Source organism: Sphingomonas sp. S2-65 (genome assembly GCF_021513175.1).
Lineage (GTDB): Bacteria > Pseudomonadota > Alphaproteobacteria > Sphingomonadales > Sphingomonadaceae > Sphingomonas.
This window is the reverse complement of the sequence record NZ_CP090953.1, coordinates 3,483,256-3,504,679: the sequence shown is the minus strand read 5'-3', so window position 1 is coordinate 3,504,679 and position 21,424 is coordinate 3,483,256. Positions and strand designations below refer to the sequence as shown.

Here is a 21,424-nt window from a genome sequence, read left to right as displayed (position 1 = left end):
CGTTGCAGTAACTCTTGGCGCCTAACCCGGCTTCCGGAGGTGCCGGTGCGACTGTCGATTGCTACCCGCGTGACGCTCGCTTGTGCGGCGCTCATCGGGGTTTCTTTCCTGTTGCTCCTGCTTGGCTTGCGCGTCGCCGACGGCATCCACGATGCCAACGCGCGCGTCGCAGGGCTCAGCCATGAGCTGCAAATCGAGGGCGAACGGAACGCCGCACAACAAAAGCTCCGGCTCGCCGTCGGCGATCTCACCCGCCGGCGCGAACAAGGCGTGCCGGTGTCGGACGCCGAATGGACCAGGTTGTCGCATCAGATCGACGGGTTCGCGTCGCTCAATATCCGCCTCGACCTGCCCGATGAAGGCAGCGCTGCCGCAGCCGACGCCGCGTCGCGCGATGCGTCCTTTGACTTGGTACGGGCCTCGCGGTCGCTGGCCGCGGTTGCACGCACCGATCCTCGCCAGATCAAGAGGGCGATGCCGGACTATCTCACCGCGCTGAAGCGGCTCGAAAGCATGCAGTTCGTCGAACAGGAAAGGCTCGCGCTCGAGATCAGCGAGGCGGTGGGCCAAGCGGCGGAGATGAGCCACCGCGACATCAAACGCGTGCTCGGTGGCGGGCTGCTGATCGTCCTGATCGTCATGGCGATGGCGACGTGGCTACGCACGCACTTGCTGTCGCCGATGGTCGGGATCGCGGCGCGCCTGCGCGAATTCAATGCCGACGCGCCGATCGGGCCCATTCCCGGGCTGACGCGCGACGACGAGCTCGGCGACCTCGCCCGCGGACTGGCGGAGTACCGCTCGGCGGTGGAGGAACGCAGAGTGGCCGAGCGCAAGGCCGACTATCTCGCCCGCCACGACGTGCTGACAGGGCTCGCCAACCGGCTGCAGTTCGAGGATCGGATAGATCGCGAACTGGCTCATGGCCGCGCCAGCGGCACCGCGCTCGCCCTACTCGCCATCGATCTCGACAACTTCAAGGCGATCAACGACCGCCACGGCCATGCCGGCGGCGACCGGGCGCTGAAACGCGCCGCGGACATTCTAGAATCCTGCGCCGGCGACAACGATCTGGTCGCCCGCCTCGGCGGCGACGAGTTCGCGATACTCCAGATCGGTGCCCCGCAACCCGCCTCCGCCGAGGCGCTGGCACAGCGCCTCCTCAAGCACGCCGCGGCGACCGCGCAGGAACCGATCGAAATCGGGATGAGCATCGGCATGGCGGTGGCCAGCGGCGATCTCGGCCGCGAAGACCTGCACAACGCCGCCGATCTGGCTTTGTATCGCGCCAAGTCCGACGGGCGCAGCCGCGCGCGGCTCTTCGACGCTGCGCTGCGGGAGCAGGAACGGATGCGCGTTCGCCTGGCCCGCGACCTCGAGCATGCGATCGCCAGGCGCGAGCTTCATCTGGTTTATCAGCCGATCGCCGATGGCGCCACGCTGCGGGTGATCGGATATGAGGCACTGCTGCGCTGGCGCCACCCGGTCATCGGCGAGATCTCGCCGAACCTGTTCGTTCCCGTCGCGGAAAGCGCCGGACTCATCGAGGAGATCGGGCTTTGGGTGGTGGACCAGGCGTTCGCCGCCGCCGCCGCTTGGGACGATCCCCTGTGGCTGTCGCTCAATCTTTCGCCACTGCAATTCCGCAAACCCGGATTCGCCAAGGCGGTGTTGATGCGCGCGCGGCACCATGGCCTCCCGCTGGACCGGCTGGAGTTCGAAGTGACCGAAAGCGCGATGCTGCTGGGCGTCCAGCGCGGCGAGGTGCTGCAGGCGCTCCAGGTGTTGCAGGCCGCCGGCGCCCGGATCGTGATGGACGATTTCGGCACCGGCCACTCCACGCTCAGCAACCTCAAGGATTTCAACTTCGACAAGCTCAAGATCGACCGGAGCTTCATCGCCGAGCTGCACGATCACGAATCCTCCGCGCTGATCGTCAAGACCACGATCGCCTTGGCCAAGAGCCTGGGGCAGATCGTCGTCGCCGAAGGCGTGGAAACCCCCGCGCAGCTCGCCGAGTTGAAGCTGTGGGGCTGCGATCAGGTCCAGGGCTATCTGATCGGGCGTCCCCAGTCCCGGCCAGAGCCCGGGGAACCGACCCAGCTCGCGGCTTTGTCGCTCGCGCGCTGAGCCGGTTCGCGCGCATCGGCGCGGCGCGGGTCAGAAACCCTCCAGCGGCTGCACTTTCGCGGGCGCTTGCCTATATCGCACCCGCGCGGGCATAAGCCCGCGCCTATACCTTTCATAAAGCGAGTGTCCCCGTGTCCGAGATGTTCCGTATCACGCTGCCCGACGGTTCCGTCCGCGAGGTAGCCCCGGGGACTACCCCGGCGGACATCGCCGCGGCGATCGGGCCGGGGCTGGCCAAGGCGGCGATCGCCGCGCGGGTCGATGGCGAGCTGCGCGACATCATGCGCCCGCTCGAAGGCGACGCCCAGCTGGCGCTGGTCACGTCGAAGGACGAGAAGGACGCGCTCGAGCTCGCCCGCCACGATTACGCGCACATCCTCGCCGAAGCGGTGCAGCACCTGTTCCCCGGCACCCAGATCACCTTTGGACCGTCGACCGACGACGGCTTCTACTACGACTTCGCGCCCAAGGACCGCCCCTTCACCGAGGAGGACTTGCCGGCGATCGAGGAGGAGATGCGCCGCATCATTGCTCGCGACGAGCCGCTGATCCGCGAAGTGTGGAGCCGCGCCGACCTGATCGCGCGCTGGGAAAAGGAAGGCGAGACCTTCAAGGCGCAATGGGCGGCCGAACTGCCCGAGGGCGAGGAACTGACCGTATACCGCGCCGGCAAGGGCGAGGACGCCTGGCTCGACATGTGCCGCGGGCCGCATCTGGCCTCGACCGGCAAGGTCGCGCCGGACGCCTTCAAGCTTACCCGCGTTTCGGGTGCCTATTGGCGCGGCGACCAGAAGAACGCGATGCTGTCGCGCATCTACGGCACGGGCTGGCTCAACAAGAAGCAACTCGCCGAGCATCTCACCCGGCTCGAGGAAGCCGCCAAGCGCGACCACCGCAAGCTGGGCCAGGAAATGGACCTGTTCCACTTGCAGGCCGAAGCGCATGGCTCGGTGTTCTGGCACCCCAACGGCTTCGTGATCTGGCGTGCGCTCGAGGCGTATATGCGCCGCGCGATCGACGCCGCCGGCTATCAGGAGGTCAAGACCCCGCAGGTCATGGACGCGCGCCAGTGGGAGCAGTCGGGCCATTGGGGCAAGTATCGCGAGAACATGTTCGTGATCCCCGACGAAGTCCCCAATGTCGAGGATGAGGGCCCGATCGTCTCGAACGACGCGCAGTGGATGGCGCTCAAGCCGATGAACTGCCCGGCGCACGTGCTGATCTTCCGCCAGGGGATCAAGTCGTACCGCGACTTGCCGCTGCGCCTCTACGAGAATGGCTGCTGCCATCGCAACGAGCCGCACGGCGCGCTGCACGGGCTGATGCGCGTGCGCCAGTTCACCCAGGACGACGCCCATATCTTCTGTCGTGAGGACCAGATCGTCGAGGAAGTGCAGGCCTTCTGCCGCCTCGCCGACCGCATCTATCGCGACTTCGGCTTCACCTACGCGATCAAGCTGGCGCTGCGCCCCGACAAGCGCTTCGGCACCGACGAGATGTGGGACAAGGCCGAAACCGAATTGCGCGACGCCGTCGTCCGCGCCGGCCTTGCGACCGAGGAATATGGCTGGGAGGAACTTCCCGGCGAAGGCGCCTTCTATGCGCCCAAGCTCGAATGGCACCTCACCGACGCGATCGGCCGCACTTGGCAGGTGGGCACGATCCAGTCGGACCGCGTCCTCCCCGAACGCCTGGACGCCAGCTATGTCGGCGAGGATGGCGAGCGCCATCGCCCGGTGATGCTCCACCGGGCGATCTTCGGCTCGTACGAGCGCTTCATCGGCATTCTGGTCGAGCATTTCGCCGGCAAGCTGCCGGTGTGGCTCGCCCCGACTCAGGCGGTGGTGGCGACGATCGTCTCGGATGCCGACGGCTATGCCCAGGAAGTGGCCGCCAAGCTACGCGCCGCGGGCATCCGCGTCGAAAGCGACCTGCGCAACGAGAAGATCAACTACAAGGTGCGCGAGCACTCGGTCGCCAAGGTCCCCAACCTGCTGGTGGTCGGCAAGCGCGAAGCCGAGGAAGGCACCGTCGCGCTCCGCGTTCTCGGCAGCCAGGGCCAGCAGATGCTGACGCTGGACGAAGCGATCGCCAAGCTGAAGGCCGAGGCCACGCCTCCCGACTTGGTGCACTGACGCCAGCATGGTAGTTCAGCAGGCATGACGCTGTTCCAGAACATGCGCAAAGGCCTGCTCCCCGCCCGCCTGACGGTGGCTGAGATCTACGATCTCACCGCCGCGGGCGTGCTGGCGGAAAATGAGCCTATCGAGTTGATCGAGGGAGAGGTGATACCCATGGCGGCTGCCAAGGTGGACTGGCACTCGATCATGGTGTCACGCCTCATGCACGGCATCATCCCGCGCTTGTCAGGTGACCCGCGCTTGTACGCCGAAGCCTCGGTAACGCTTTCCCTAGACACGCTGGTCGAGCCCGACTTGGCGATTTGGAGCCGGCGAATCCTGCCGCGTCAGGTGCGCGGGCCCGATCTGTTGCTGTTGATCGAAGTCTCCGACAGCTCGATTGCCTACGACCTTCACGTAAAAGCCCCGCTCTACGCGGCGCACGGCGTCCGCGAATATTGGGTCGTCGATGCGGTCCGCCAGACGATCCGCGTGCATCGCGCGCCACAGGGCGGCGTCTATAGCGACGTCGAGGAATATGAGGCACACGACTCGGTAACCGCGCTGCTGCTGCCAGAGGTCTGCGTCCGTCTCGACACGCTGGACTGATGCCGGCGACACTCGCGATCTACGCCGCCGCCGCGTTGGCGGAGATCGCCGGCTGTTTCGCTGTCTGGTCGGTACTGCGCCTCGCCAGATCGCCCTGGTGGCTGGTCCCCGGCGGCCTCTCGCTCGCGCTGTTCGCCTGGCTGCTCACCCTCAGCAGCGCCGACGCGGCGGGCCGCGCCTATGCGGCCTATGGCGGCATCTACATCCTCGCCTCGCTGGGCTGGATGATCGTGGTGGAACGCGTGCCGCCGACGCGCTGGGACCTGCTCGGCGCCGCGCTGGCGGTGCTCGGCTGTGTCGTCATCTTGGCCGGGCGGCGGTAATCATGTCACAGCGCCACGATTTCATGACGCCGCGGAACCTCTGCGCCTTCCAAATCTTACCGCGAAAGCCTATATTGGCGGCTGCAAGCTAAACGATTCAGGAGCAAGTCTTATACGTCCTCCCATGGCCCGGCGCCCGAACGCGCCCCCGATGCCGACGAATGGGCCTCGGTTCAACGAATTCATTCAGTCCCCGAAGGTCCGGGTGATTGATCAGGACGGCGAGAATCTCGGCGTGATGTACACGCGCGAGGCGATGGAGCAGGCGCGCGAGGTCGGTCTCGACCTGGTCGAAGTGTCGCCCAACGCCGATCCGCCCGTCGCGAAGTTCCTCGACGTGGGCAAGTTCAAGTACGAAGCCCAGAAGAAGGCGAACATCGCCCGCAAGTCGCAGAAGACGCAGGAGATCAAGGAGATCAAGATGCGTCCGAACATCGACGATCATGATTATGATACGAAGATGAAGGCGATCCACAAGTTCATCGGCGAAGGCGACAAGGTCAAGGTGACCCTGCGCTTCCGCGGCCGCGAGCTTTCGCACGGCCAGCTCGGCATGGCGCTGCTCAAGCGCGTCCAGGAGGACACGGTCGAGATCGCCAAGATCGAGAGCTATCCGCGCATGGAAGGCCGTCAGATGCTGATGGTCATCGCCCCCAAATGACGCTTTGGCGAGGGCTGCTGCCAGCGGCCCTCGCCGTGCTGTTCCCGGCCGGCGCCGCTGCGCAGACGACGCACAATCCGCCGATCACCGCCGGCACCGACGAGCCGCTCGTCCTGCCCCAGGGGTACACCAAGGCTTGGTCCGACGAGTTCGACCGTCCCGGCCTGCCCGATCCCGCCAAGTGGCGCTACGACACCGCCTTCAACAAGCAGGGCTGGTTCAACGACGAACTGCAATATTATGCCGACGCCCGGCGCGAGAACACGCGCGTCGAGGGTGGCCGCCTCATCATCGAGGCACGCCGCGAGCGGCTGTCCGACAAACCGGATTTCGGCGGCCAGGATTATGCGTCGGGCAAGCTGGTCACGCGCGGCGTTGCCGACTGGCAATATGGCTTCATCGAAGTGCGCGCCAAGCTCGCCTGCGGCGGCGGCGTGTGGCCGGCGATCTGGATGCTCGCCTCGGACGGCAAGAGCGGCTGGCCGGCGATGGGCGAGATCGACATCATGGAGCATGTCGGCTGGGATCCCGGACGCGTCCACGGCACGATCCACACCAAGGCATATAACCACAGCATCGGCACTCAGAAGGGGTCCAACCGCATCGTGCCCGATGCCTGCACCGCCTTCCACAACTACCAGCTAGACTGGACGCCCGAGCGCATCCTGATCGGCATCGACGGCCGCGCGCACATGCGCTTCGACAATGACGGCAAGGCCGACGCAGCAACCTGGCCCTTCGCCGCGCCGCAATACCTGATCCTCAATGTCGCTATCGGCGGCTGGGGTGGCCAGAAGGGCATCGACCCCACCGCCTTCCCGGCCCGCATGGAAGTCGACTATGTCCGGGTGTGGCAGAAGCACTGAGGGATCGTCCGCGGTTGGTGGAGAGCGGCTGGTCCGCTTTCGAGTTTCCCTCGATTTGACAACCAAGACCTCACCTTTGCGGCAAGCGGGATCGTCACTACACCCATTACGGCGAGCAGCGGAATCTGAGGAGAGCGTGATGCGTCATTGGACTCTGTCGGCGGCGATCGGAGCTGCCTTGATCTCTGGCTCAGGCTCAGCGAGCCCGGCGCAAGATGTGGTTTCAGGCAGCTATGTCCGGGACGAAAAACATAGCGACGACGCCTTTCAAGCGATCGAGAGCGCTATTGCCGACGTTTCCAACGCCAAGCGCCCTCTCGCTCGCATGAGGCTGCGCAAGTCCATTGCTACAACTAGATTCAGAATCTCGAGTTCAGGCAGTCGATTCTCGATCAAATACGATGACAAAACACCTATCGTCGTCTGGATCGGCGGAGAGCCGATCAAGTGGAAGCTCGTGGAAGGGCTCGTTTTCGATGTGTCGGCAAAAGGGAATGGTGAAGCCGTTTCGCTAACATTCCGTGGGGACGACATCGAGCGGACCACAGTGTATCGTAGCATTGGGCAGCAGTTGGTGGAGGAGACTACCATCATCAGTCCACTGCTCTCTACACCGATTGTCTATAAGCTCGTCTATAATCGAGCGAACTGACAGGATCGACGAGTCGGACCTTCCGGTGAGAAGCCGTTGAACGATCTTCGTTTCGTAGATGAGGATGCCGGTTCAGATGAAACGGCTCGACCCGGTTTCGATGCGATCCCCTCAGTCACATACGCGTTCGAACTGCATGATCCAGTTCACTTCCCATGTCGTGCCGTCGAGCGAGAAGGCCTGCTCCCACCGCGCTTGCGTCGCGCTGATTTCCGACCAGAGGAAACGCACCTGAACTTCGCGCCGGCCCTCGATCGCGACGCCCAGGAACATGCCCACTCCATCCTCGAACCGGCCGCGCATCGGCGGATCGAGCCCCTCGCGGCGGGAGTCGGCCCAGAATATCGACCAGTCGCCGTCGGGCTCCCGGCGCCGGAACGTCGCTGCCCGATAGGAGCCGGCGGGATCGTCGATGACGAAGTCGTCGACATTGCCCGCGCCGCCAAGCAGGGGATACGCCCGGCAGCTTCCGTCGAACTCGATCCAGTGCGTGTCGCCGAGAAGACGGCGGCTGAGCCGTCGATGCCGGACGCGCCAGGTCCCGGTCTGGAATGCAAAGGCGGAAAGCGGATCGTCCATGCGTTGTCCTGTCAGCCCAGGCGTTCTCGAAAGCGATGTCACTCCAGCGGCGGTTCCCAAAGCTCGATCGGATTACCCTCGGGATCTTGGATGCGCGCAAAGCGGCCCGTCTCGGGCGTATCCCATTCCGCCTTGGTGACCACCGCGACACCGGCGGCGTGCAGCTGTTCCAGCAGTCCGTCGAGATCGCGCACCCGAAAGTTGAGCATGCATGCCTTGTCCGCGGCGAAATAGTCGCTGTCGGCCTTGAACGGCGCGAACATCACCGGTCCGGGCTCGGGGTGCCAGAACCAGTCGCTCGACTGGCCCTGCTCGTCCTTGCCGCAACCTGCCCCGACGCCGAGCATGTCGCGGTACCAGGCACCCAGCTCTTCGGGGTCCCGCGCGCGAAAGAAGAAACCGCCCCACCCGATCACCGGCATACCATCCCTCCGTTTACGCGGCCTGGGCGATGTCCTGCCCCGCAGCCGCTTCCAGCAGGCGCCGCTCGATCGTCTTGAGCCGACCCGCGCTCTCGATCTTATCACCGATCAAATCGGTCAGATAGAAGGTGTCGACCGCGCGCTCGCCATAGGTCGCGACATGCGCCGAATGGATCGTCACCTTCGACTGGAACAGCGCGTGGGCGAGGTGGAACAGCAGCGCTGGCCGGTCGCGCGCGTTCACTTCAATGACGGTGAAGCGGTTGGAGGCGTGGTTGTCGATCAGCACATTGGGCTCGATGTGGAAGGCGTCGGCGCGCAGCCGGGGCAGCGGCCGCGCCTTCAGCCGCTCCTGCAGCTTGGCGCGGTTGGCGAGCGCGTCGGCGATGCCGGTCTTGATCCGCGCGAGCCGGGTTTCCTCGTCGAAAGGCTGCCCCAGCGGATCCTGGATCAGGAAATTGTCGAGCGCCATCCCGTCGCGGGTGGTGTGGATCCGCGCGTCGATGATGTTGCCCCCCGCCAGGTGGATCGCCCCGGCGATGCGGTAGAACAGCCCCGGATGGTCGGAGGCATAGACCGTGACGAGCGTGGCGCCGCGCTCGGGATAGACCTGCGCCGCGATCGACAGCTGCGAAAGGCCGGCCGCGTCGACTTGCCGCGCGTTACGCTCGAGCACGTCCAGCGGCTCGGCGATCCAATATGCATCGGTCTGCCGACCGGCGAAGGCGGCGAAGCGCTCCGCTTCCCAGCCCAGCAGTTCGGCCAGGGCCTGTTGCTTCGCGACGATGCGCTCGCCCCGCCCCTTCTGCTTGTGCCCGAGCTGGAGCACTTCCTCGGCGGCATCGTACAGGTTGGTGAGCAGCTGGCGCTTCCAGCTGTTCCACACGTTGGGACCCACCGCGCGGATGTCGACGATGGTCAGCACCAGCAGCAGGCGCAGCCGTTCGGGACTCTGCACCCGCTCGGCGAAATCCAGGATCGTCTTGAAGTCGCTCAGGTCGCGCTTGAACGCCGTGTCCGACATCAGCAGATGCCAGCGCACCAGCCATGCCACCGTCTCGGTCTCCGCCGCAGTCAGCCCCAGGCGCGGGCACAGCCGCTCGGCCACTTGCGCGCCCAGGATCGAGTGATCGCCGTGGCGCCCCTTGGCGATGTCGTGGAGCAGCACCGCGACATATAGCGCGCGCCGCGACACGATCCGCGGGAACAGCGCGGTGGCAAGCGGATGATCGTCGCTCAGCGCGCCGCGCTCGATCCGGCTGAGCAGGCCGATGGCGCGGATCGTGTGTTCGTCCACCGTGTAGTGGTGGTACATGTCGAACTGCATCTGCGCGACGACCCTGCCGAAGTCGGGCATGAACCGGCCGAAGACGCCGGCCTCGTTCATCCAGCGCAGCACCGTCTCGGGGTGGCGTGGGCTGGTCAGCACGTCGAGGAACAGCGCGTTGGCACGCGCATCGCCGCGAACCTCGTCGACCAGCTTGGCGTCCCTGGCGGCGGCGCGCATCGCCAGCGGATGCACCTCCAGCCCGTGCAGGTCGGCCAGCTGGAACAGCTCGATCAACCGCGTCGGATCCGCCTGGAAGAACCCGTCGCCGGGCAGCGCCAGCCGTCCACGGTCCAGCACGAAGCCATGCAGCTTGCGCGGCCGCCGGCGCATCGTCGGCAGGCCGAAGCGGCTGCCCCGCGCGGCGAACTTCTCGTCCAGATGCGCCAGGAACACGCCGGTCAGGTCGCCGACCTTCTTGGCCTGCAGGAAATAGAATTGCATGAAGCGCTCGACCTTGGACTTGCCCGGCCGGTCGGCAAAGCGCATCCGCTCGGCGATCTCGCGCTGCACGTCGAAGGTCAGCCGGTCCTCCGCCCGCCTCGTCAGCACATGCAGGTGGCAGCGCACCGCCCACAGGAAGTTCTCGGCACGACGGAACTGGCGGAACTCCAGCTTGGTCAGCAGCCCCTTTTCGACCAGCTCGGAAGGCTCGCCGACATTGTAGGCATATTTGCCGATCCAGAAGAGCGTGTGGAGGTCGCGCAGCCCGCCTTTGCCTTCCTTGACGTTGGGCTCGACGACATAGCGGCTGTCGCCCATCCGGCGGTGGCGCGCGTTCCGCTCGTCCAGCTTCTGGGCGATGAAGGTGCGCGCGGTGTCGTGCTGTATCTCCGCCTTGAAGCGCCGCGCCGCCTCGTCATACAGGGCGGTGTCGCCCCACACATAGCGCGCCTCCAGCAGCGCGGTGCGCACCGTCACATCGTCCTTGGCCTGGCGCACCATGTCGTCGAGCGAGCGCGACGAATGCCCCACCTTCAGCTGCAGGTCCCACAGCGAATAGAGCATCGATTCGATCACCTGCTCGCTCCAGCCGGTGACCTTCACCGGCGTGAGGAAGCCGATGTCGATGTCCGAATGCGGCGCCATCTCGCCGCGCCCATAGCCGCCCACCGCGATCAGCGTCATGCGCTGGGCGGTGGTAGGATTGGGATTGGGGTGCAGCCGTTCGACTGCAAAGTCCCACAACAACCGCAGCAGCTGGTCGATCAGGAACGCCCCCGCCGCCGCCGCCTCCAGCCCGCGCGAAGGATGCTCCTCCAGCCGCCGCGCGATCTCGGCACGACCGCCGGCAAGCGCGGCCTTGAGCTCGGCAGTCGCGGCCTTGCGCATCGCCGAGGCTTCGCCCTGGGGAATGGCGGCCAGCCGCTCGGCAACGGCCCGCCGCTCGATCAGCGCGCGGCGGTTCGGGACAGAGTCAAAGCGGCCAGACATGCGCGTGAGATAGAGAGGTTATGCGCGGCACGCCACACCTCCCCTTATTCTTAGCCCTCTCCCGCATCGCGGGAGAGGGTTGGGTGAGGGCCCTTATTCTTGTACCTTCGCGAAATGCTAGATCCGATCCACCGCCGGACCAGCCCTCACGCCGCAACTCTGCGCAAGAACGCAACGGACGCCGAACGCTTGCTGTGGCGCCATCTACGCAATCGCCAGCTCGGCAACTTCAAATTTCGCTTCCAAGCCTCGATCGGCACCTACATCGCCGACTTCCTCTGCAAAGAATCGGCTCTGATCGTAGAATTGGATGGAAGCCAGCATTCGGAAACCACCGATGCCATCCGCACACGCTTCTTGGAAAGCGAGGGCTACCAAGTCCTACGCTTCTGGAACACCGAGGTGCTCGAAAATCTCGACGGCGTGTTGCTCACCATCAAGGCAGCCGCCGAGGCGAGAACCTGGCGAAAACCAGAAGAAGAAGACGCCCCTCACCCAACCCTCTCCCGCGATGCGGGAGAGGGTAAAGAAGCAGAACTCAGTCCGGCTTCTTCGCCACGCCGACCAGCGCAGGGCGCAGCAGCCGGTCCTTGATCATGTAGCCGGTCTGGATTTCCTGCACGACCGTACCGGGCTCGGCATCCGCGCTCGGCATTTCCATCATCGCCTGGTGGCGGTTGGGATCCAGCGCCTCGCCAACGGCAGAGATCTTGGTGATGCCGTGCCGGCCGAACACCGACTCCAGCTCGCGGCCGGTGGCTTCGAGCCCGACGACCAGCCCCTTCAGCCTGTCGTCCTCGCGCAGGTCCGAGGGGATAGCCGCCAGCGCGCGCGACAGATTGTCGGCCACCGACAGCACGTCGCGGGCAAAGCCAGTCGCGGCATAAGCGCGCGCGTCCTGCGCTTCCTTCTCGGCGCGGCGGCGGACATTCTGCGTCTCGGCCTGCGCGTACAGCACCTGCTGCCGGGCTTCGGCGAGCTGCGATTCCAGCTCGGCGGTGCGGTCATGCTCCGCCACTTCGGGTGCCGCCTCCGCGGTTTCCTCGCGAAGGTTGGTGTCCGCGTCCTGCACGTCCGCGTGGTTGTTGTCGTTCTCGGTCATAATTCCCTGTACGTCTTCAAGCGAGCAATCGGGCCAAGGTCGCGGCCGTGAAATCCACCATGGGCACGACGCGGGCATAGTTCAACCGGGTGGGGCCGATCACGCCCACCACGCCGACCACGCGTCCGTCGAGCGAACGCACCGGCTTGGCGATCACCGACGACCCCGACAACGCGAACAGCTTGTTCTCGGATCCGATGAAGATCCGCGTCGCCTCGCCCTCGCGCGCGCTGTCGAGCAGCCGGGCGATCTCCTCCTTGCCCTCAAGCTCGTCGAGCAGCTGGCGCACGCGGTCCAGATCCTCGGTCGCGGTGGTGTCGATCAGCCGCGCCTGGCCGCGCACGATCAGCACCGGGCGATGGTCGCCATCCTCGCTCCACACCGCCAGCCCGCGCTCGACCAGCGCGGTGGCCGCGCTGTCCAGCGCCGCGCGGTGCTGGTTCAAGTCGCGCTCGATCCGGGTGCGCGCCTGGGCGAGCGTCAGTCCGGCCAGCATGCTGCTCATGTAATTGGCCGCCTGCTGGAGCGCGTGCGAGTCGATCCCGCCCGGCAAATGAACCACGCGGTTCTCGACCGATCCGTCCTCGCCCACCAGCACCGCCAGCGCGCGGTCCTGGCTCAGCGGCACGAAGCCGAACTGGCGCAGCACCGGCTCGGCCTTGGGCACCAGCACCAGCCCGGCACAGGCCGACAGCCCCGACAGCGCGGCGGTGGTCCGCGCCACCGCCTCCTCCACTGGCCCGCCCTGCCCGGCCCGCCCCTCGATCGCCGCGCGTTCCTCGGCCGAGGGTTCGTTCGCCTGCATCATCCCGTCGACGAACAGCCGCAGCCCGCTTTCGGTCGGCATCCGCCCCGCGCTGGTGTGCGGCGCGGCGAGCAGCCCGAACTCCTCCAGGTCCTGCATCACGTTGCGGATCGATGCCGGCGACAGATTGAGCGCCGAGATCTTCGAGATCGTCCGCGACCCCACCGGCGCCCCGGTGTCGAGATAGGATTCCACCACGATCCGGAACACGTCCCGCGCACGATCGGTCAATTCGGAGATCGGGGGGATGGTCATGCACCGTATGTAGCGCAGCGAAGCCGCGTCTCAACCTGCCAAAAAGATCCTCCTCTGGAAGGAGCACGGGGTTGGATCGTCCGGGGGACGATCCAACCTACCACTCCCTCCGGGGGGATTTCAGCGCCCCTTCCCGATCATCGCGCCGATCGGCAGCAGCCCCGGCGCGTCGCGCAGCGCCTGCGCCAGCGCGGCATTCTCGCTCCGGCATCCGTGATAGAAATGCAGCTTCTGCCCGTCGCCGATCGCGCGGGTCCAGCGCACCTCGGTGCTCGGCATGTCGGTCGGCGCATTGCCGCAATTGGGCGAACCCATCTCATAGCGGACGTCGCCGCTGGCGGGCCGGTAGGGCGCCAATGCGCCGGCGAACGCGTCATACTGCGCCCTGCTCAGCCTGAAGCTGCGCTCGCCGCTCACCGCAGTGAAGCGCTTGCCCTCGAACACCCCGGTCCCGTCGGGCTTCACCGTCACTGCATAGACCGGGCACGCGCCGAAGCACGGCCCGGTTTCGAGCGTGATCGAATCGCCTTCGATCGCGACCGGCGTGCCACCCGGCCGCGCCTGATCGCTCGCGCATCCCGCCAGCACCAGCGCCGCCGCGCCCATCGCCATCCACTGCTTGCCCATCTCGCACTCCCTGTTCGGATCACCCGCCGCCACTGGCGCGTTTCCCACGCACGGTCTACTTGGCGCGACCAAGTTTGCAGGAGAATGAACCGATGCGCCCATCCGGCCGCGCCCCCGACGAAATGCGTGCGATCACGATTACGCCCAACTTCACCCGCCACGCAGAGGGTTCGGTGCTGATCGGCTTCGGCGACACCCGCGTGCTGGTGACCGCCAGCATCGAGGAGCGCATTCCGCCCTGGCTGCGCGGCAAGGGCGAAGGCTGGGTCACCGCCGAATATGGCATGCTCCCCCGCGCCACCCACACCCGCGGCCAGCGCGAAGCCGCCAAGGGCAAGCAGTCTGGCCGCACCCAGGAAATCCAGCGCCTCATCGGCCGCTCGCTGCGCTCGGTCACCGACCTGAAGCTGCTCGGCGAGCGTCAGATCACCCTCGACTGCGACGTGCTCCAGGCCGATGGCGGCACCCGCACCGCCGCGATCTCCGGCGCCTGGGTCGCGCTGCGCCTCGCGGTCAACAAGCTGATGGCAGAGGGCAAGCTGACCGCCGACCCGATCACGCAGCAGGTCGCGGCGGTGAGCTGCGGCATCTTCCAGGGCAACCCGGTGCTCGACCTCGACTATGACGAGGATTCGAACGCCGACGCCGACGCCAATTTCGTGCTCCTGTCCGACGGCAAGATCGCCGAAGCCCAGGCCACCGCGGAAGGCGCGACCTATGACGAGGAAGGCCTGCTCCGCCTGCTCCGCCTCGCCCGCATCGGCTGCAACCAGATCTTCGCCGAACAGCTAAAGGCCGTGCAATGACCGGACCCAATGAAGGTGTGGGCGGCGACGCCCCCCAGGCCATCCGCAAGCTCAAGCCCGGCAAGCTGGTGATCGCCAGCCACAATCCGGGCAAGGTGCGCGAGATACGCGCGCTGCTCGGGCCCTATGGCATCGAGCCGGTCTCCGCCGCCGAACTCGACTTGCCCGAGCCCGAAGAGACCGGCACCACTTTCGTCGCCAATGCCGAGCTCAAGGCGCTCCAGGCCGCCGACCTCTCAGGCCTGCCCGCGCTGTCCGACGATTCCGGGCTGTGCGTCGAAGCCCTCAACAACGAACCCGGCATCTTCTCCGCCCGCTGGGGCGGCGAAGCCAAGGACTTCGACCTGGCGATGCGCAAGGTCGAGGACCGCCTTGCCGCGCTCCCGCCCGAGACCAGCCGCGCCGCGCACTTCATCTGCGCGCTCGCGCTCGCCTGGCCCGATGGCCATGTCGAATGGTTCGAAGGCCGCGTCGACGGCACCCTCGTCTGGCCCCCGCGCGGCGACAAGGGTTTCGGCTACGACCCGATGTTCGTCGCCGAGGGCAAGGACGAAACCTTCGGCGAGATGGACCCCGAAGCCAAACACGCCATGAGCCACCGCGCGCATGCGTTCCGGCAACTGGTGGCCGCGGTGTTCTGAGCTGAGCCGGCCACTCGAACCACTCCCTTCGTCATCCCGGCCTAGAGCCGGGATCCCGCTTCTTCTTCTGTCCTGGAAAGGCAGCGGGACCCCGGCTCAAGGCCGGGGTGACGAAAGGGCCTCAAGCCCCAACCAGCTCCGCCGAAGCCACCTCGCGCACATCGCGCACCAGCGCGTCCACCCGCGCCACATCTGCGTCCCAGGCGAACATGAACCGCGCGCCGCCACCGATGAAGGTGTAGAACCGCCACCCCCGCGCCCGCAGTCCCTCCAGCACCGCCTCGGGCGCGCGCAGGAACACCGCGTTGGCCTCCACCGGGAACATCAGCTCGATCCCGGGCAGCCCCGCCACCGCCTGCGCCACCCGCTGCGCGCAGTCATTGCCATGCTCGGCGTTGCGCAGCCACGCGCCGCTCTCCAGCAGCCCGACCCACGGTGCCGACAGGAAGCGCATCTTGGACGCCAGCTGCCCGGCCTGCTTGCAGCGATAATCGAAATCCTCCGCCAGCGCGGCGTCGAAGAACAGCACCGCCTCGCCCACCGCCATGCCGTTCTTGGTGCCGCCAAAGCACAGCACGTCGACGCCCGCCTTCCAGGTGATCTCGGCGGGCGAACAGCCCAAAGTCGCACAGGCATGCGCGAACCGCGCGCCGTCCATGTGCAGCCGCAGCCCCAGTTCGCGGCAGGTCGCCGACAGCGCCTGCACTTCGCCAATGGTGTATACCTGGCCCGTCTCGGTCGGCTGGGTGATCGTCACCACCCGCGGCTTGGGGAAATGGATGTCCGACCGGCTCGTCGCCAGCGCGCGCACCGCCTCGGGGGTCAGCTTGCCGCCCGCGGTCTGCGCCACCAGCAGCTTGGATCCGTTGGAAAAGAACTCCGGCGCGCCGCACTCGTCGGTCTCGACATGCGCCGAGGAGGAACAGATCACGCTGTGATAGGATTGCCCAAGCGATGCCAGCGCCAGCGAATTGGCCGCCGTTCCGTTGAACGCGAAGAACACCTCGCACCGCGTCTCGAACAGCGCGCGGAACGCGTCGGAAGCCCGCTGCGTCCAATCGTCATCGCCATAGGCCGTGGCAGAGCCCGTATTCGCCTGCGCCATCGCGTCCCACGCTTCGGGGCAGATCCCGGCATAATTGTCGCTGGCGAATTGCTGAGCTTGATCGGTCACGCGTGCTGCCTCTTCAACTGGTTACAGCACCAGAAGACAGGTCGACACGTGGCTTGGAACCCGATGGTTGCCGGTCCGGCCACATCCCTCCGCTTGGTTAGCGGAGGCACCACCTTGCTCGGGAGCAGGTTGGTGCCAGGCGTCGGCCCGACTCTTGATGCGCGGCCCCGTTAGCGCGGGGAGGCGAGCGGTTCAACCCGCTGCGGTGCAGCAAACGACAAGCGGTGTCGCAATCAGTCGACCTATCCGTTCATGCCATTAAAAGACCGATTCAGGGGAGGATCAAGGTTCCATGTCCGATCGTGTGAAGGTGCTGCTGCAATATGTCCTGCCCAAACAGGGCATCAGCACCCTCGCGGGCCGCTTCGCCGGCGCAAAGGCAGGCGGCCTGACGACCCGGGCGATCCGCTGGTTCGTCGGCGCTTACGCCGTCGACATGGCCGAAGCCGCGGATCCGGACATCGGCAGCTACCAAAGCTTCAACGAATTCTTTTCCCGCGCGCTGCGGCCCGGTGCCCGTCCCCTCGCCGACACCGCTTTCGTCAGCCCGGTCGACGGCGCGATCAGCCAGTTCGGCGCCATCGACGATCACCACATGCTCCAAGCCAAGGGCCACCGATTCACCACGACCGACCTGGTGGGCGGCGATCACACGCTTGCCGCGCAGTTTCGCCACGGCAGCTTCGCCAACCTCTATTTGTCGCCAAAGGACTATCACCGCCTGCACATGCCGTGCCGCGGTACGCTCAAACGCATGATCTACGTGCCGGGCACATTGTTCTCGGTGAACCCCGTCACCGCGCGCGGCGTGCCGAACCTGTTCGCCAGAAACGAACGCGTCGTGTGCGTGTTCGAATCGCCGGAACACGGCCCGTTCGTCATGGTGCTCGTCGGGGCGACCATCGTCGGCAGCATCGCGACGGTGTGGCACGGCGTCGTCAATCCGAAGCGCACCGGGAAGCCGTTCGAATGGAGTTATGCCGAACAGGACATCACGCTGGCAAAGGGCGACGAGATGGGCCGCTTCCTTCTTGGCTCCACGATCGTCATGCTGTTCAGACAGGGCGCCATCCGCTTCAACGAACACTGGGCGCCGGAAAGGTCCGTCCGCTTGGGTGAGGCTATGGGCGACCGGCCGTCCTCGCCATCGCCATGACCCGCTCTGCGTGAAAGCGCCTGGATGGAGGTTTCCGCTCGACGCGGCGGTGGTGGACAGGGCTGGATTCGAACCAGCGTACGGGAAACCCGGGCAGATTTACAGTCTGCTGCCTTTAACCACTCGGCCACCTGTCCAAACAGGCGCCGCGTCGAGCGAGGGCGGTCCAATGCCGAAGCGGGCCCGCCCTGTCAACGCCTTGCGTAGCGCTTCCTTGCCGCATAGCGTCGCCGCCACCCTTTCTCCGTTCCAAGGCTCTCAATGCGCAAAGCACTTGCCCTCTCCGCCGTCGCTCTCGTCGCCACGCCGCTCGCGGCCCAGCAGGTCGACCGTTCGGAGATCGCCCGCATCATCGATGAAGGTATGAACCGTTCCGAAGTGATGCTGACCGCCGAGCACATGACCGACCGCATCGGGTCGCGCCTGACCAACTCGCCCGGCATGCGCGCCGCCGAGGAATGGACGCTGTCGCGCTTCCGCGGCTGGGGCCTCAAGAACGCGCACAAGGAGGGCTTCGATTTCGGCCGCGGCTGGTGGGCCGAGCGCCAGAGCGCGCGGATGATCAGCCCGCGCCCGATCGATCTCACGGCGATGGCGATCACCTGGACGCCGGGCACCGCGGGCAGGATCAGCGCGCCGGTCGTCGTCGCGCCGATGACCGACGAGGATCATTTCGCCCGCTACCGAGGCAAGCTCGCCGGCAAGATCGTCCTGGTGACTTTGCCCAATGACGGCTCGGAGCCCGGCGAAGCGCCGTTCCGCCGGCTGAACGGCGACGATCTTGCCAAGCTCGACGTCTATCAGCAGCAGAATTACGATCCCGAAGGCGCCGACCGCCGGCTCAAGCGGCTCGACTTCTCCAAGAAGCTCGACAGCTTTCTAAAGGCCGAAGGCGCCGTCGCCTATGGCACGATGAGCCCGCGCGACGGCAAGCTGCTCCACGGCAGCGGCTATCTGTTCGGCGTCGGCGAGACCCAGCAGGTTCCCGGCTTCGAATTCGCCGCCGAGGATTATCGCCGCCTCGCCCGCCTCGCCAAGATCGGCCCGGCCCCGGTGGTCGAGCTCGAAAGCGTCGTCCATTTCGAGGATGCCGATACCAAGGCGTACAACATCCTCGCCGAAATCCCCGGCAGCGACCCGAGCGGCAGCTATGTCATGGCCGGCGCCCATCTCGACAGCTGGACCGCGGGCGACGGCGCGGCCGACAATGTCGCGGGCAGCGCGGTGGTGATGGAAGCCGCGCGCATCCTCCAGCGCATGGGCGTGAAGCCCCGCCGCACCATCCGCTTCGCATTGTGGTCCGGCGAGGAGCAGGGCCTGCTCGGCTCGATGGCTTATGTCGAACAGCATATCGCCACCCGCCAGCCCAAGCCCGGCGCGCCGGCTACCGGTCTCGCGCGTTTCTATGGCTGGGCCAATCGCTGGCCGATCGTCCGCCAGCCGGGCTGGGACAAGCTCACCGCCTATTTCAATCTCGATAACGGCTCGGGCAAGATCCGCGGCATCTATTCGGAGAACAACGTCGCCGCGGTGCCGACGCTGCGCGAATGGATGGCGCCTTTTTCGGCATTGGGCGCGAACACCGTGGCGCTGCGCACCACCGGCGGCACCGACCATGTGTTCTTCTCGGCCGTCGGCATCCCGGCATTCCAGTTCATCCAGGACCCGCTGGACTATGGCAGCCGCCTCCACCATACGAGCGCCGACACCTTCGACCACCTCAAGCCCGCCGACATGCGCCAGGCCTCGGTGATCCTGGCGGCATTCCTGCTCCAGGCCGCCAATTCCGAAAAGCCGCTGGCGCGCGCACCCTTCCCCACCGAGCCGACGGTTACCGACCCGTTCGCCTACCCCGATCCGGATGATCTCGACTGATGGCACGCAAAGGACACCGACCCAGCAAGGCACCCGCGTCGCGGCCCCGTTTCTACGGCCGCCACGCAGTGCTCGCCGCGCTGGACAACCCCGAACGCAAGATCCGCAAGATCTGGGGCACGCATGAGGTGCTGGCCGGCATCGTCATTCCCCCCGAGATCCAGGTGACCTTCGCCGAGGCCGCCGATCTCGGCCGGCTGGTGCCGAACGACGCGCCGCACCAGGGCATCGTCGCCGAAGTCGACCCGCTCGAGGAAATCTGGCTCGGCGACCTGCTCGAACAGGGCAAGGGCGACAATCGTCCGCTGATCATCCTCGACCAGGTCACCGATCCGCACAATGTCGGCGCGATCCTGCGCTCGGCAGCGGCGTTCGACGCGCTCGGCATCATCACCCAGGACCGCCACGCCCCGCCCGAATCGGGCTCGCTCGCCCGCTCGGCCTCCGGCACGCTGGAAACCGTGCCGTGGGTGCGCGTCGTCAACCTAGCCCGCGCGCTCGACGAGATCGGCGAGGCCGGCTTCTGGCGCATCGGCCTGACCGGCCATGCCGAAGGCACGCTGGCGCAAGTGATCGGCGACGCCGCCAAGGTCGCGCTCGTCCTCGGCGCGGAAGGCGAAGGCATGCGCCAGAACACCGAACAGCATTGCGATCAGCTCGCCAAGCTGCCGATCTCGTCCAAGGTCGAAAGCCTGAACGTCTCCAACGCCGCCGCAGTCGCGCTCTACGCGGTGACCGTCCGCGGTTAGGTCGAAGCACCTCGTCACCCCGGCCTTGAGCCGGGATCCCGCTTCTTCTTCAGCTTCGAGGTAGCGTCACCCCGGCTCAGGGCCGGGGAGCGCCGTGCCCCCCCCTCAATCCTCTTCGGCGATCCGCACGCGCAGCCCGTCCAGCGCGTCGCCGAACGGGATCTGGCACGACAGCCGCGAAGTTTCGTCCCGCGTCAGCGCGCTGTCGAGCAGGTCGTTCTCGTCTTCGCTGATCGGCGGGAGTTTGGCCGCAAATTCCGGGTCGACATGGACGTGGCAGGTGGCGCAGCTGCAGCAGCCGCCGCAAATCGCCAGCAGCTCGTCGAAGCCGTTGTCGCGGATCACTTCCATCACGCTGAGGCCCGCATCGCCCGTGACCGTACGTTCTTCCCCATTCCTGGTCACGACGGTAAGCTTCGGCATGGCAATCTCCTTTGTCGGCGGCGTCCATGCCGCGCAACTTGGCGCTCTGCAAGGATCGACGCGATGGGCTTAGGTGCCGAACAGTTGAAGGCATCGATCGATGCATTGGCGCAGCTCGAGCCCGGCTTTGCCGCCGCCCTGAAGCGCGCCGGCTACCCCGCCCCGCGCCTGCGCGATCCCGGCTACGAAACGCTGCTGCGCACCATCGTCGGCCAACAGGTCAGCGTCGCCGCCGCGGCCTCGATCTGGAACAAGCTGTCCGCCGCGCTGGGCGACCCGGCCGATCCCGCCACCGTCGCCCGAGCCTCGGACGAAACCCTGCGCGCGGTAGGCCTGTCACGCCAGAAAGCCAGCTACGCCCGCAGCCTGGCCGAGGAAGTCGCCACCGGCCGCCTGGACCTTCACAACCTGCCCGCCGACGACGAGGAAGCCATCGCCGCGCTCACCCGCATCAAGGGCATCGGCCGCTGGTCCGCCGAAATCTACTTGCTCTTCGCCGAGGGCCGCCCCGACGTCTGGCCCGCCGGCGACCTGGCCGTCCAGATCGAGATCGCCCGCATCCTCGGCCACCCAGAACGCCCGTCCGAAAAGCTCCTGCGCAGCTGGGCCGAACCCTGGCGCCCCCACCGCGGCGCCGCGGCGATCTTCGCCTGGCACCATTACAAGACCGACATGGACGTGATCTGAC

General features: G+C 66.5%; 22 protein-coding genes, 1 tRNA gene and 1 riboswitch. Of the genes, 14 read left to right on the top strand and 9 right to left on the bottom strand.

Annotated features, from left to right (window positions below):
- Nucleotides 1–45 precede the first annotated feature (45 nt).
- The 7 genes from LZ586_RS16435 (at nt 46) to LZ586_RS16405 (ending at nt 7,361) form a co-directional block, all read left to right on the top strand.
- Complete coding sequence (locus tag LZ586_RS16435) at nt 46–2,130, top strand: putative bifunctional diguanylate cyclase/phosphodiesterase (RefSeq protein ID WP_235077392.1); 2,085 nt, start codon at nt 46–48, stop codon at nt 2,128–2,130.
- A 140-nt stretch (nt 2,131–2,270) separates the two neighbouring features.
- Nucleotides 2,271–4,265, top strand: a complete 1,995-nt coding sequence (gene thrS / locus LZ586_RS16430) for a threonine--tRNA ligase (RefSeq protein ID WP_413777347.1) — start codon at nt 2,271–2,273, stop codon at nt 4,263–4,265.
- 24 nt (nt 4,266–4,289) lie between these two features.
- Nucleotides 4,290–4,859, top strand: coding sequence for a Uma2 family endonuclease (locus LZ586_RS16425; RefSeq protein WP_235077390.1), 570 nt, complete (start codon nt 4,290–4,292; stop codon nt 4,857–4,859).
- Entirely contained in the window at nt 4,859–5,182 is a 324-nt protein-coding gene (locus tag LZ586_RS16420) for a YnfA family protein (RefSeq protein WP_235077389.1), read from the top strand. Before LZ586_RS16425 ends, LZ586_RS16420 begins: the two co-directional genes overlap by 1 nt.
- A gap of 124 nt (nt 5,183–5,306) precedes the next feature.
- Nucleotides 5,307–5,843 (top strand): translation initiation factor IF-3, encoded by a 537-nt coding sequence (gene infC / locus LZ586_RS16415; protein ID WP_235077388.1) that lies wholly within the window; start codon nt 5,307–5,309, stop codon nt 5,841–5,843.
- Entirely contained in the window at nt 5,840–6,709 is an 870-nt protein-coding gene (locus LZ586_RS16410) for a family 16 glycosylhydrolase (RefSeq protein ID WP_235077387.1), read from the top strand. The genes infC and LZ586_RS16410 overlap by 4 nt, the downstream gene beginning before the upstream one ends.
- A gap of 139 nt (nt 6,710–6,848) precedes the next feature.
- Nucleotides 6,849–7,361: a hypothetical protein gene (locus LZ586_RS16405; RefSeq protein WP_235077386.1), complete on the top strand. Its 513-nt coding sequence runs from the start codon at nt 6,849–6,851 to the stop codon at nt 7,359–7,361.
- 111 nt (nt 7,362–7,472) lie between these two features.
- On the opposite strand, the gene LZ586_RS16400 is transcribed toward LZ586_RS16405, so the two are convergent.
- From LZ586_RS16400 to LZ586_RS16390, 3 genes are read right to left on the bottom strand one after another with little or no spacing between them, the layout of a single operon-like run.
- On the bottom strand, nt 7,473–7,940 hold the full coding sequence (locus LZ586_RS16400) for a DUF1579 domain-containing protein (RefSeq protein ID WP_235077385.1): 468 nt from the start codon (nt 7,938–7,940) through the stop codon (nt 7,473–7,475).
- A 38-nt stretch (nt 7,941–7,978) separates the two neighbouring features.
- Nucleotides 7,979–8,362, bottom strand: a complete 384-nt coding sequence (locus tag LZ586_RS16395; RefSeq protein WP_235077384.1) for a VOC family protein — start codon at nt 8,360–8,362, stop codon at nt 7,979–7,981.
- A gap of 13 nt (nt 8,363–8,375) precedes the next feature.
- Nucleotides 8,376–11,123, bottom strand: coding sequence for a [protein-PII] uridylyltransferase (locus LZ586_RS16390; RefSeq protein WP_235077383.1), 2,748 nt, complete (start codon nt 11,121–11,123; stop codon nt 8,376–8,378).
- A 114-nt stretch (nt 11,124–11,237) separates the two neighbouring features.
- Here LZ586_RS16390 and LZ586_RS16385 point away from each other — a divergent pair, with 114 nt between their 5' ends.
- Complete coding sequence (locus tag LZ586_RS16385) at nt 11,238–11,717, top strand: endonuclease domain-containing protein (RefSeq protein ID WP_235077382.1); 480 nt, start codon at nt 11,238–11,240, stop codon at nt 11,715–11,717.
- Here LZ586_RS16385 and grpE read toward each other — a convergent pair.
- The 3 genes from grpE to LZ586_RS16370 all read right to left on the bottom strand — a co-directional run bounded on the left by grpE (nt 11,662) and on the right by LZ586_RS16370 (nt 13,912).
- Nucleotides 11,662–12,225 carry a nucleotide exchange factor GrpE gene (gene grpE / locus LZ586_RS16380; RefSeq protein ID WP_235077381.1) on the bottom strand — a complete coding sequence of 188 codons (564 nt, stop codon included), beginning with the start codon at nt 12,223–12,225 and terminating at the stop codon, nt 11,662–11,664. The genes LZ586_RS16385 and grpE overlap by 56 nt on opposite strands.
- Nucleotides 12,226–12,241: 16 nt before the next feature.
- Nucleotides 12,242–13,285 carry a heat-inducible transcriptional repressor HrcA gene (gene hrcA / locus LZ586_RS16375; protein WP_235077380.1) on the bottom strand — a complete coding sequence of 348 codons (1,044 nt, stop codon included), beginning with the start codon at nt 13,283–13,285 and terminating at the stop codon, nt 12,242–12,244.
- Nucleotides 13,286–13,405: 120 nt separating this feature from the next.
- Nucleotides 13,406–13,912, bottom strand: coding sequence for a DUF6438 domain-containing protein (locus LZ586_RS16370; protein WP_235077379.1), 507 nt, complete (start codon nt 13,910–13,912; stop codon nt 13,406–13,408).
- Between the two features lie 92 nt (nt 13,913–14,004).
- On the opposite strand from LZ586_RS16370, the gene rph reads away from it, so the two are divergent.
- A complete protein-coding gene (gene rph / locus LZ586_RS16365; protein ID WP_235077378.1) occupies nt 14,005–14,718 on the top strand; it encodes a ribonuclease PH in 714 nt (237 codons plus the stop codon).
- A complete protein-coding gene (gene rdgB / locus LZ586_RS16360) occupies nt 14,715–15,359 on the top strand; it encodes an RdgB/HAM1 family non-canonical purine NTP pyrophosphatase (RefSeq protein WP_235077377.1) in 645 nt (214 codons plus the stop codon). The genes rph and rdgB overlap by 4 nt, the downstream gene beginning before the upstream one ends.
- A gap of 121 nt (nt 15,360–15,480) precedes the next feature.
- On the opposite strand, the gene LZ586_RS16355 is transcribed toward rdgB, so the two are convergent.
- On the bottom strand, nt 15,481–16,533 hold the full coding sequence (locus tag LZ586_RS16355) for a threonine aldolase family protein (protein WP_235077376.1): 1,053 nt from the start codon (nt 16,531–16,533) through the stop codon (nt 15,481–15,483).
- 53 nt (nt 16,534–16,586) lie between these two features.
- A riboswitch (SAM-I-IV-variant riboswitch) is annotated at nt 16,587–16,699 on the bottom strand.
- A gap of 126 nt (nt 16,700–16,825) precedes the next feature.
- On the opposite strand from LZ586_RS16355, the gene asd reads away from it, so the two are divergent.
- Entirely contained in the window at nt 16,826–17,689 is an 864-nt protein-coding gene (gene asd, locus LZ586_RS16350; protein WP_235077375.1) for an archaetidylserine decarboxylase, read from the top strand.
- 50 nt (nt 17,690–17,739) lie between these two features.
- Here the strand turns inward: asd and LZ586_RS16345 are convergent.
- Nucleotides 17,740–17,826 (bottom strand) — tRNA-Tyr (locus LZ586_RS16345).
- Between the two features lie 124 nt (nt 17,827–17,950).
- On the opposite strand from LZ586_RS16345, the gene LZ586_RS16340 reads away from it, so the two are divergent.
- Both LZ586_RS16340 and rlmB read left to right on the top strand, forming a co-directional pair.
- Nucleotides 17,951–19,564: a M20/M25/M40 family metallo-hydrolase gene (locus tag LZ586_RS16340; protein WP_235077374.1), complete on the top strand. Its 1,614-nt coding sequence runs from the start codon at nt 17,951–17,953 to the stop codon at nt 19,562–19,564.
- Nucleotides 19,564–20,313, top strand: a complete 750-nt coding sequence (rlmB, locus tag LZ586_RS16335; RefSeq protein WP_235077373.1) for a 23S rRNA (guanosine(2251)-2'-O)-methyltransferase RlmB — start codon at nt 19,564–19,566, stop codon at nt 20,311–20,313. The genes LZ586_RS16340 and rlmB overlap by 1 nt, the downstream gene beginning before the upstream one ends.
- A 105-nt stretch (nt 20,314–20,418) precedes the next feature.
- Here the strand turns inward: rlmB and LZ586_RS16330 are convergent, their stop codons facing one another.
- Complete coding sequence (locus LZ586_RS16330; protein WP_235077372.1) at nt 20,419–20,736, bottom strand: 2Fe-2S iron-sulfur cluster-binding protein; 318 nt, start codon at nt 20,734–20,736, stop codon at nt 20,419–20,421.
- Nucleotides 20,737–20,799: 63 nt separating this feature from the next.
- Between LZ586_RS16330 and LZ586_RS16325 the strand changes: the two genes are divergently transcribed.
- Nucleotides 20,800–21,423: a DNA-3-methyladenine glycosylase family protein gene (locus LZ586_RS16325; protein ID WP_235077371.1), complete on the top strand. Its 624-nt coding sequence runs from the start codon at nt 20,800–20,802 to the stop codon at nt 21,421–21,423.
- The last annotated feature ends 1 nt before the right edge of the window (nt 21,424 follow it).

Bases quoted from the DNA above. Each gene is read 5' to 3' on its own strand.
- thrS (WP_413777347.1), top strand. From the start codon at position 2,271: ATGTTCCGTATCACGCTGCCCGACGGTTCCGTCCGCGAGGTAGCCCCG.
- LZ586_RS16425 (WP_235077390.1), top strand. From the start codon at position 4,290: ATGACGCTGTTCCAGAACATGCGCAAAGGCCTGCTCCCCGCCCGCCTG.
- LZ586_RS16420 (WP_235077389.1), top strand. From the start codon at position 4,859: ATGCCGGCGACACTCGCGATCTACGCCGCCGCCGCGTTGGCGGAGATC.
- infC (WP_235077388.1), top strand. From the start codon at position 5,307: ATGGCCCGGCGCCCGAACGCGCCCCCGATGCCGACGAATGGGCCTCGG.
- LZ586_RS16410 (WP_235077387.1), top strand. From the start codon at position 5,840: ATGACGCTTTGGCGAGGGCTGCTGCCAGCGGCCCTCGCCGTGCTGTTC.
- LZ586_RS16405 (WP_235077386.1), top strand. From the start codon at position 6,849: ATGCGTCATTGGACTCTGTCGGCGGCGATCGGAGCTGCCTTGATCTCT.
- LZ586_RS16400 (WP_235077385.1), bottom strand. From the start codon at position 7,940: ATGGACGATCCGCTTTCCGCCTTTGCATTCCAGACCGGGACCTGGCGC.
- LZ586_RS16395 (WP_235077384.1), bottom strand. From the start codon at position 8,362: ATGCCGGTGATCGGGTGGGGCGGTTTCTTCTTTCGCGCGCGGGACCCC.
- LZ586_RS16390 (WP_235077383.1), bottom strand. From the start codon at position 11,123: ATGTCTGGCCGCTTTGACTCTGTCCCGAACCGCCGCGCGCTGATCGAG.
- LZ586_RS16385 (WP_235077382.1), top strand. From the start codon at position 11,238: ATGCTAGATCCGATCCACCGCCGGACCAGCCCTCACGCCGCAACTCTG.
- grpE (WP_235077381.1), bottom strand. From the start codon at position 12,225: ATGACCGAGAACGACAACAACCACGCGGACGTGCAGGACGCGGACACC.
- hrcA (WP_235077380.1), bottom strand. From the start codon at position 13,285: ATGACCATCCCCCCGATCTCCGAATTGACCGATCGTGCGCGGGACGTG.
- LZ586_RS16370 (WP_235077379.1), bottom strand. From the start codon at position 13,912: ATGGGCAAGCAGTGGATGGCGATGGGCGCGGCGGCGCTGGTGCTGGCG.
- rph (WP_235077378.1), top strand. From the start codon at position 14,005: ATGCGCCCATCCGGCCGCGCCCCCGACGAAATGCGTGCGATCACGATT.
- rdgB (WP_235077377.1), top strand. From the start codon at position 14,715: ATGACCGGACCCAATGAAGGTGTGGGCGGCGACGCCCCCCAGGCCATC.
- asd (WP_235077375.1), top strand. From the start codon at position 16,826: ATGTCCGATCGTGTGAAGGTGCTGCTGCAATATGTCCTGCCCAAACAG.
- LZ586_RS16340 (WP_235077374.1), top strand. From the start codon at position 17,951: ATGCGCAAAGCACTTGCCCTCTCCGCCGTCGCTCTCGTCGCCACGCCG.
- rlmB (WP_235077373.1), top strand. From the start codon at position 19,564: ATGGCACGCAAAGGACACCGACCCAGCAAGGCACCCGCGTCGCGGCCC.
- LZ586_RS16330 (WP_235077372.1), bottom strand. From the start codon at position 20,736: ATGCCGAAGCTTACCGTCGTGACCAGGAATGGGGAAGAACGTACGGTC.
- LZ586_RS16325 (WP_235077371.1), top strand. From the start codon at position 20,800: ATGGGCTTAGGTGCCGAACAGTTGAAGGCATCGATCGATGCATTGGCG.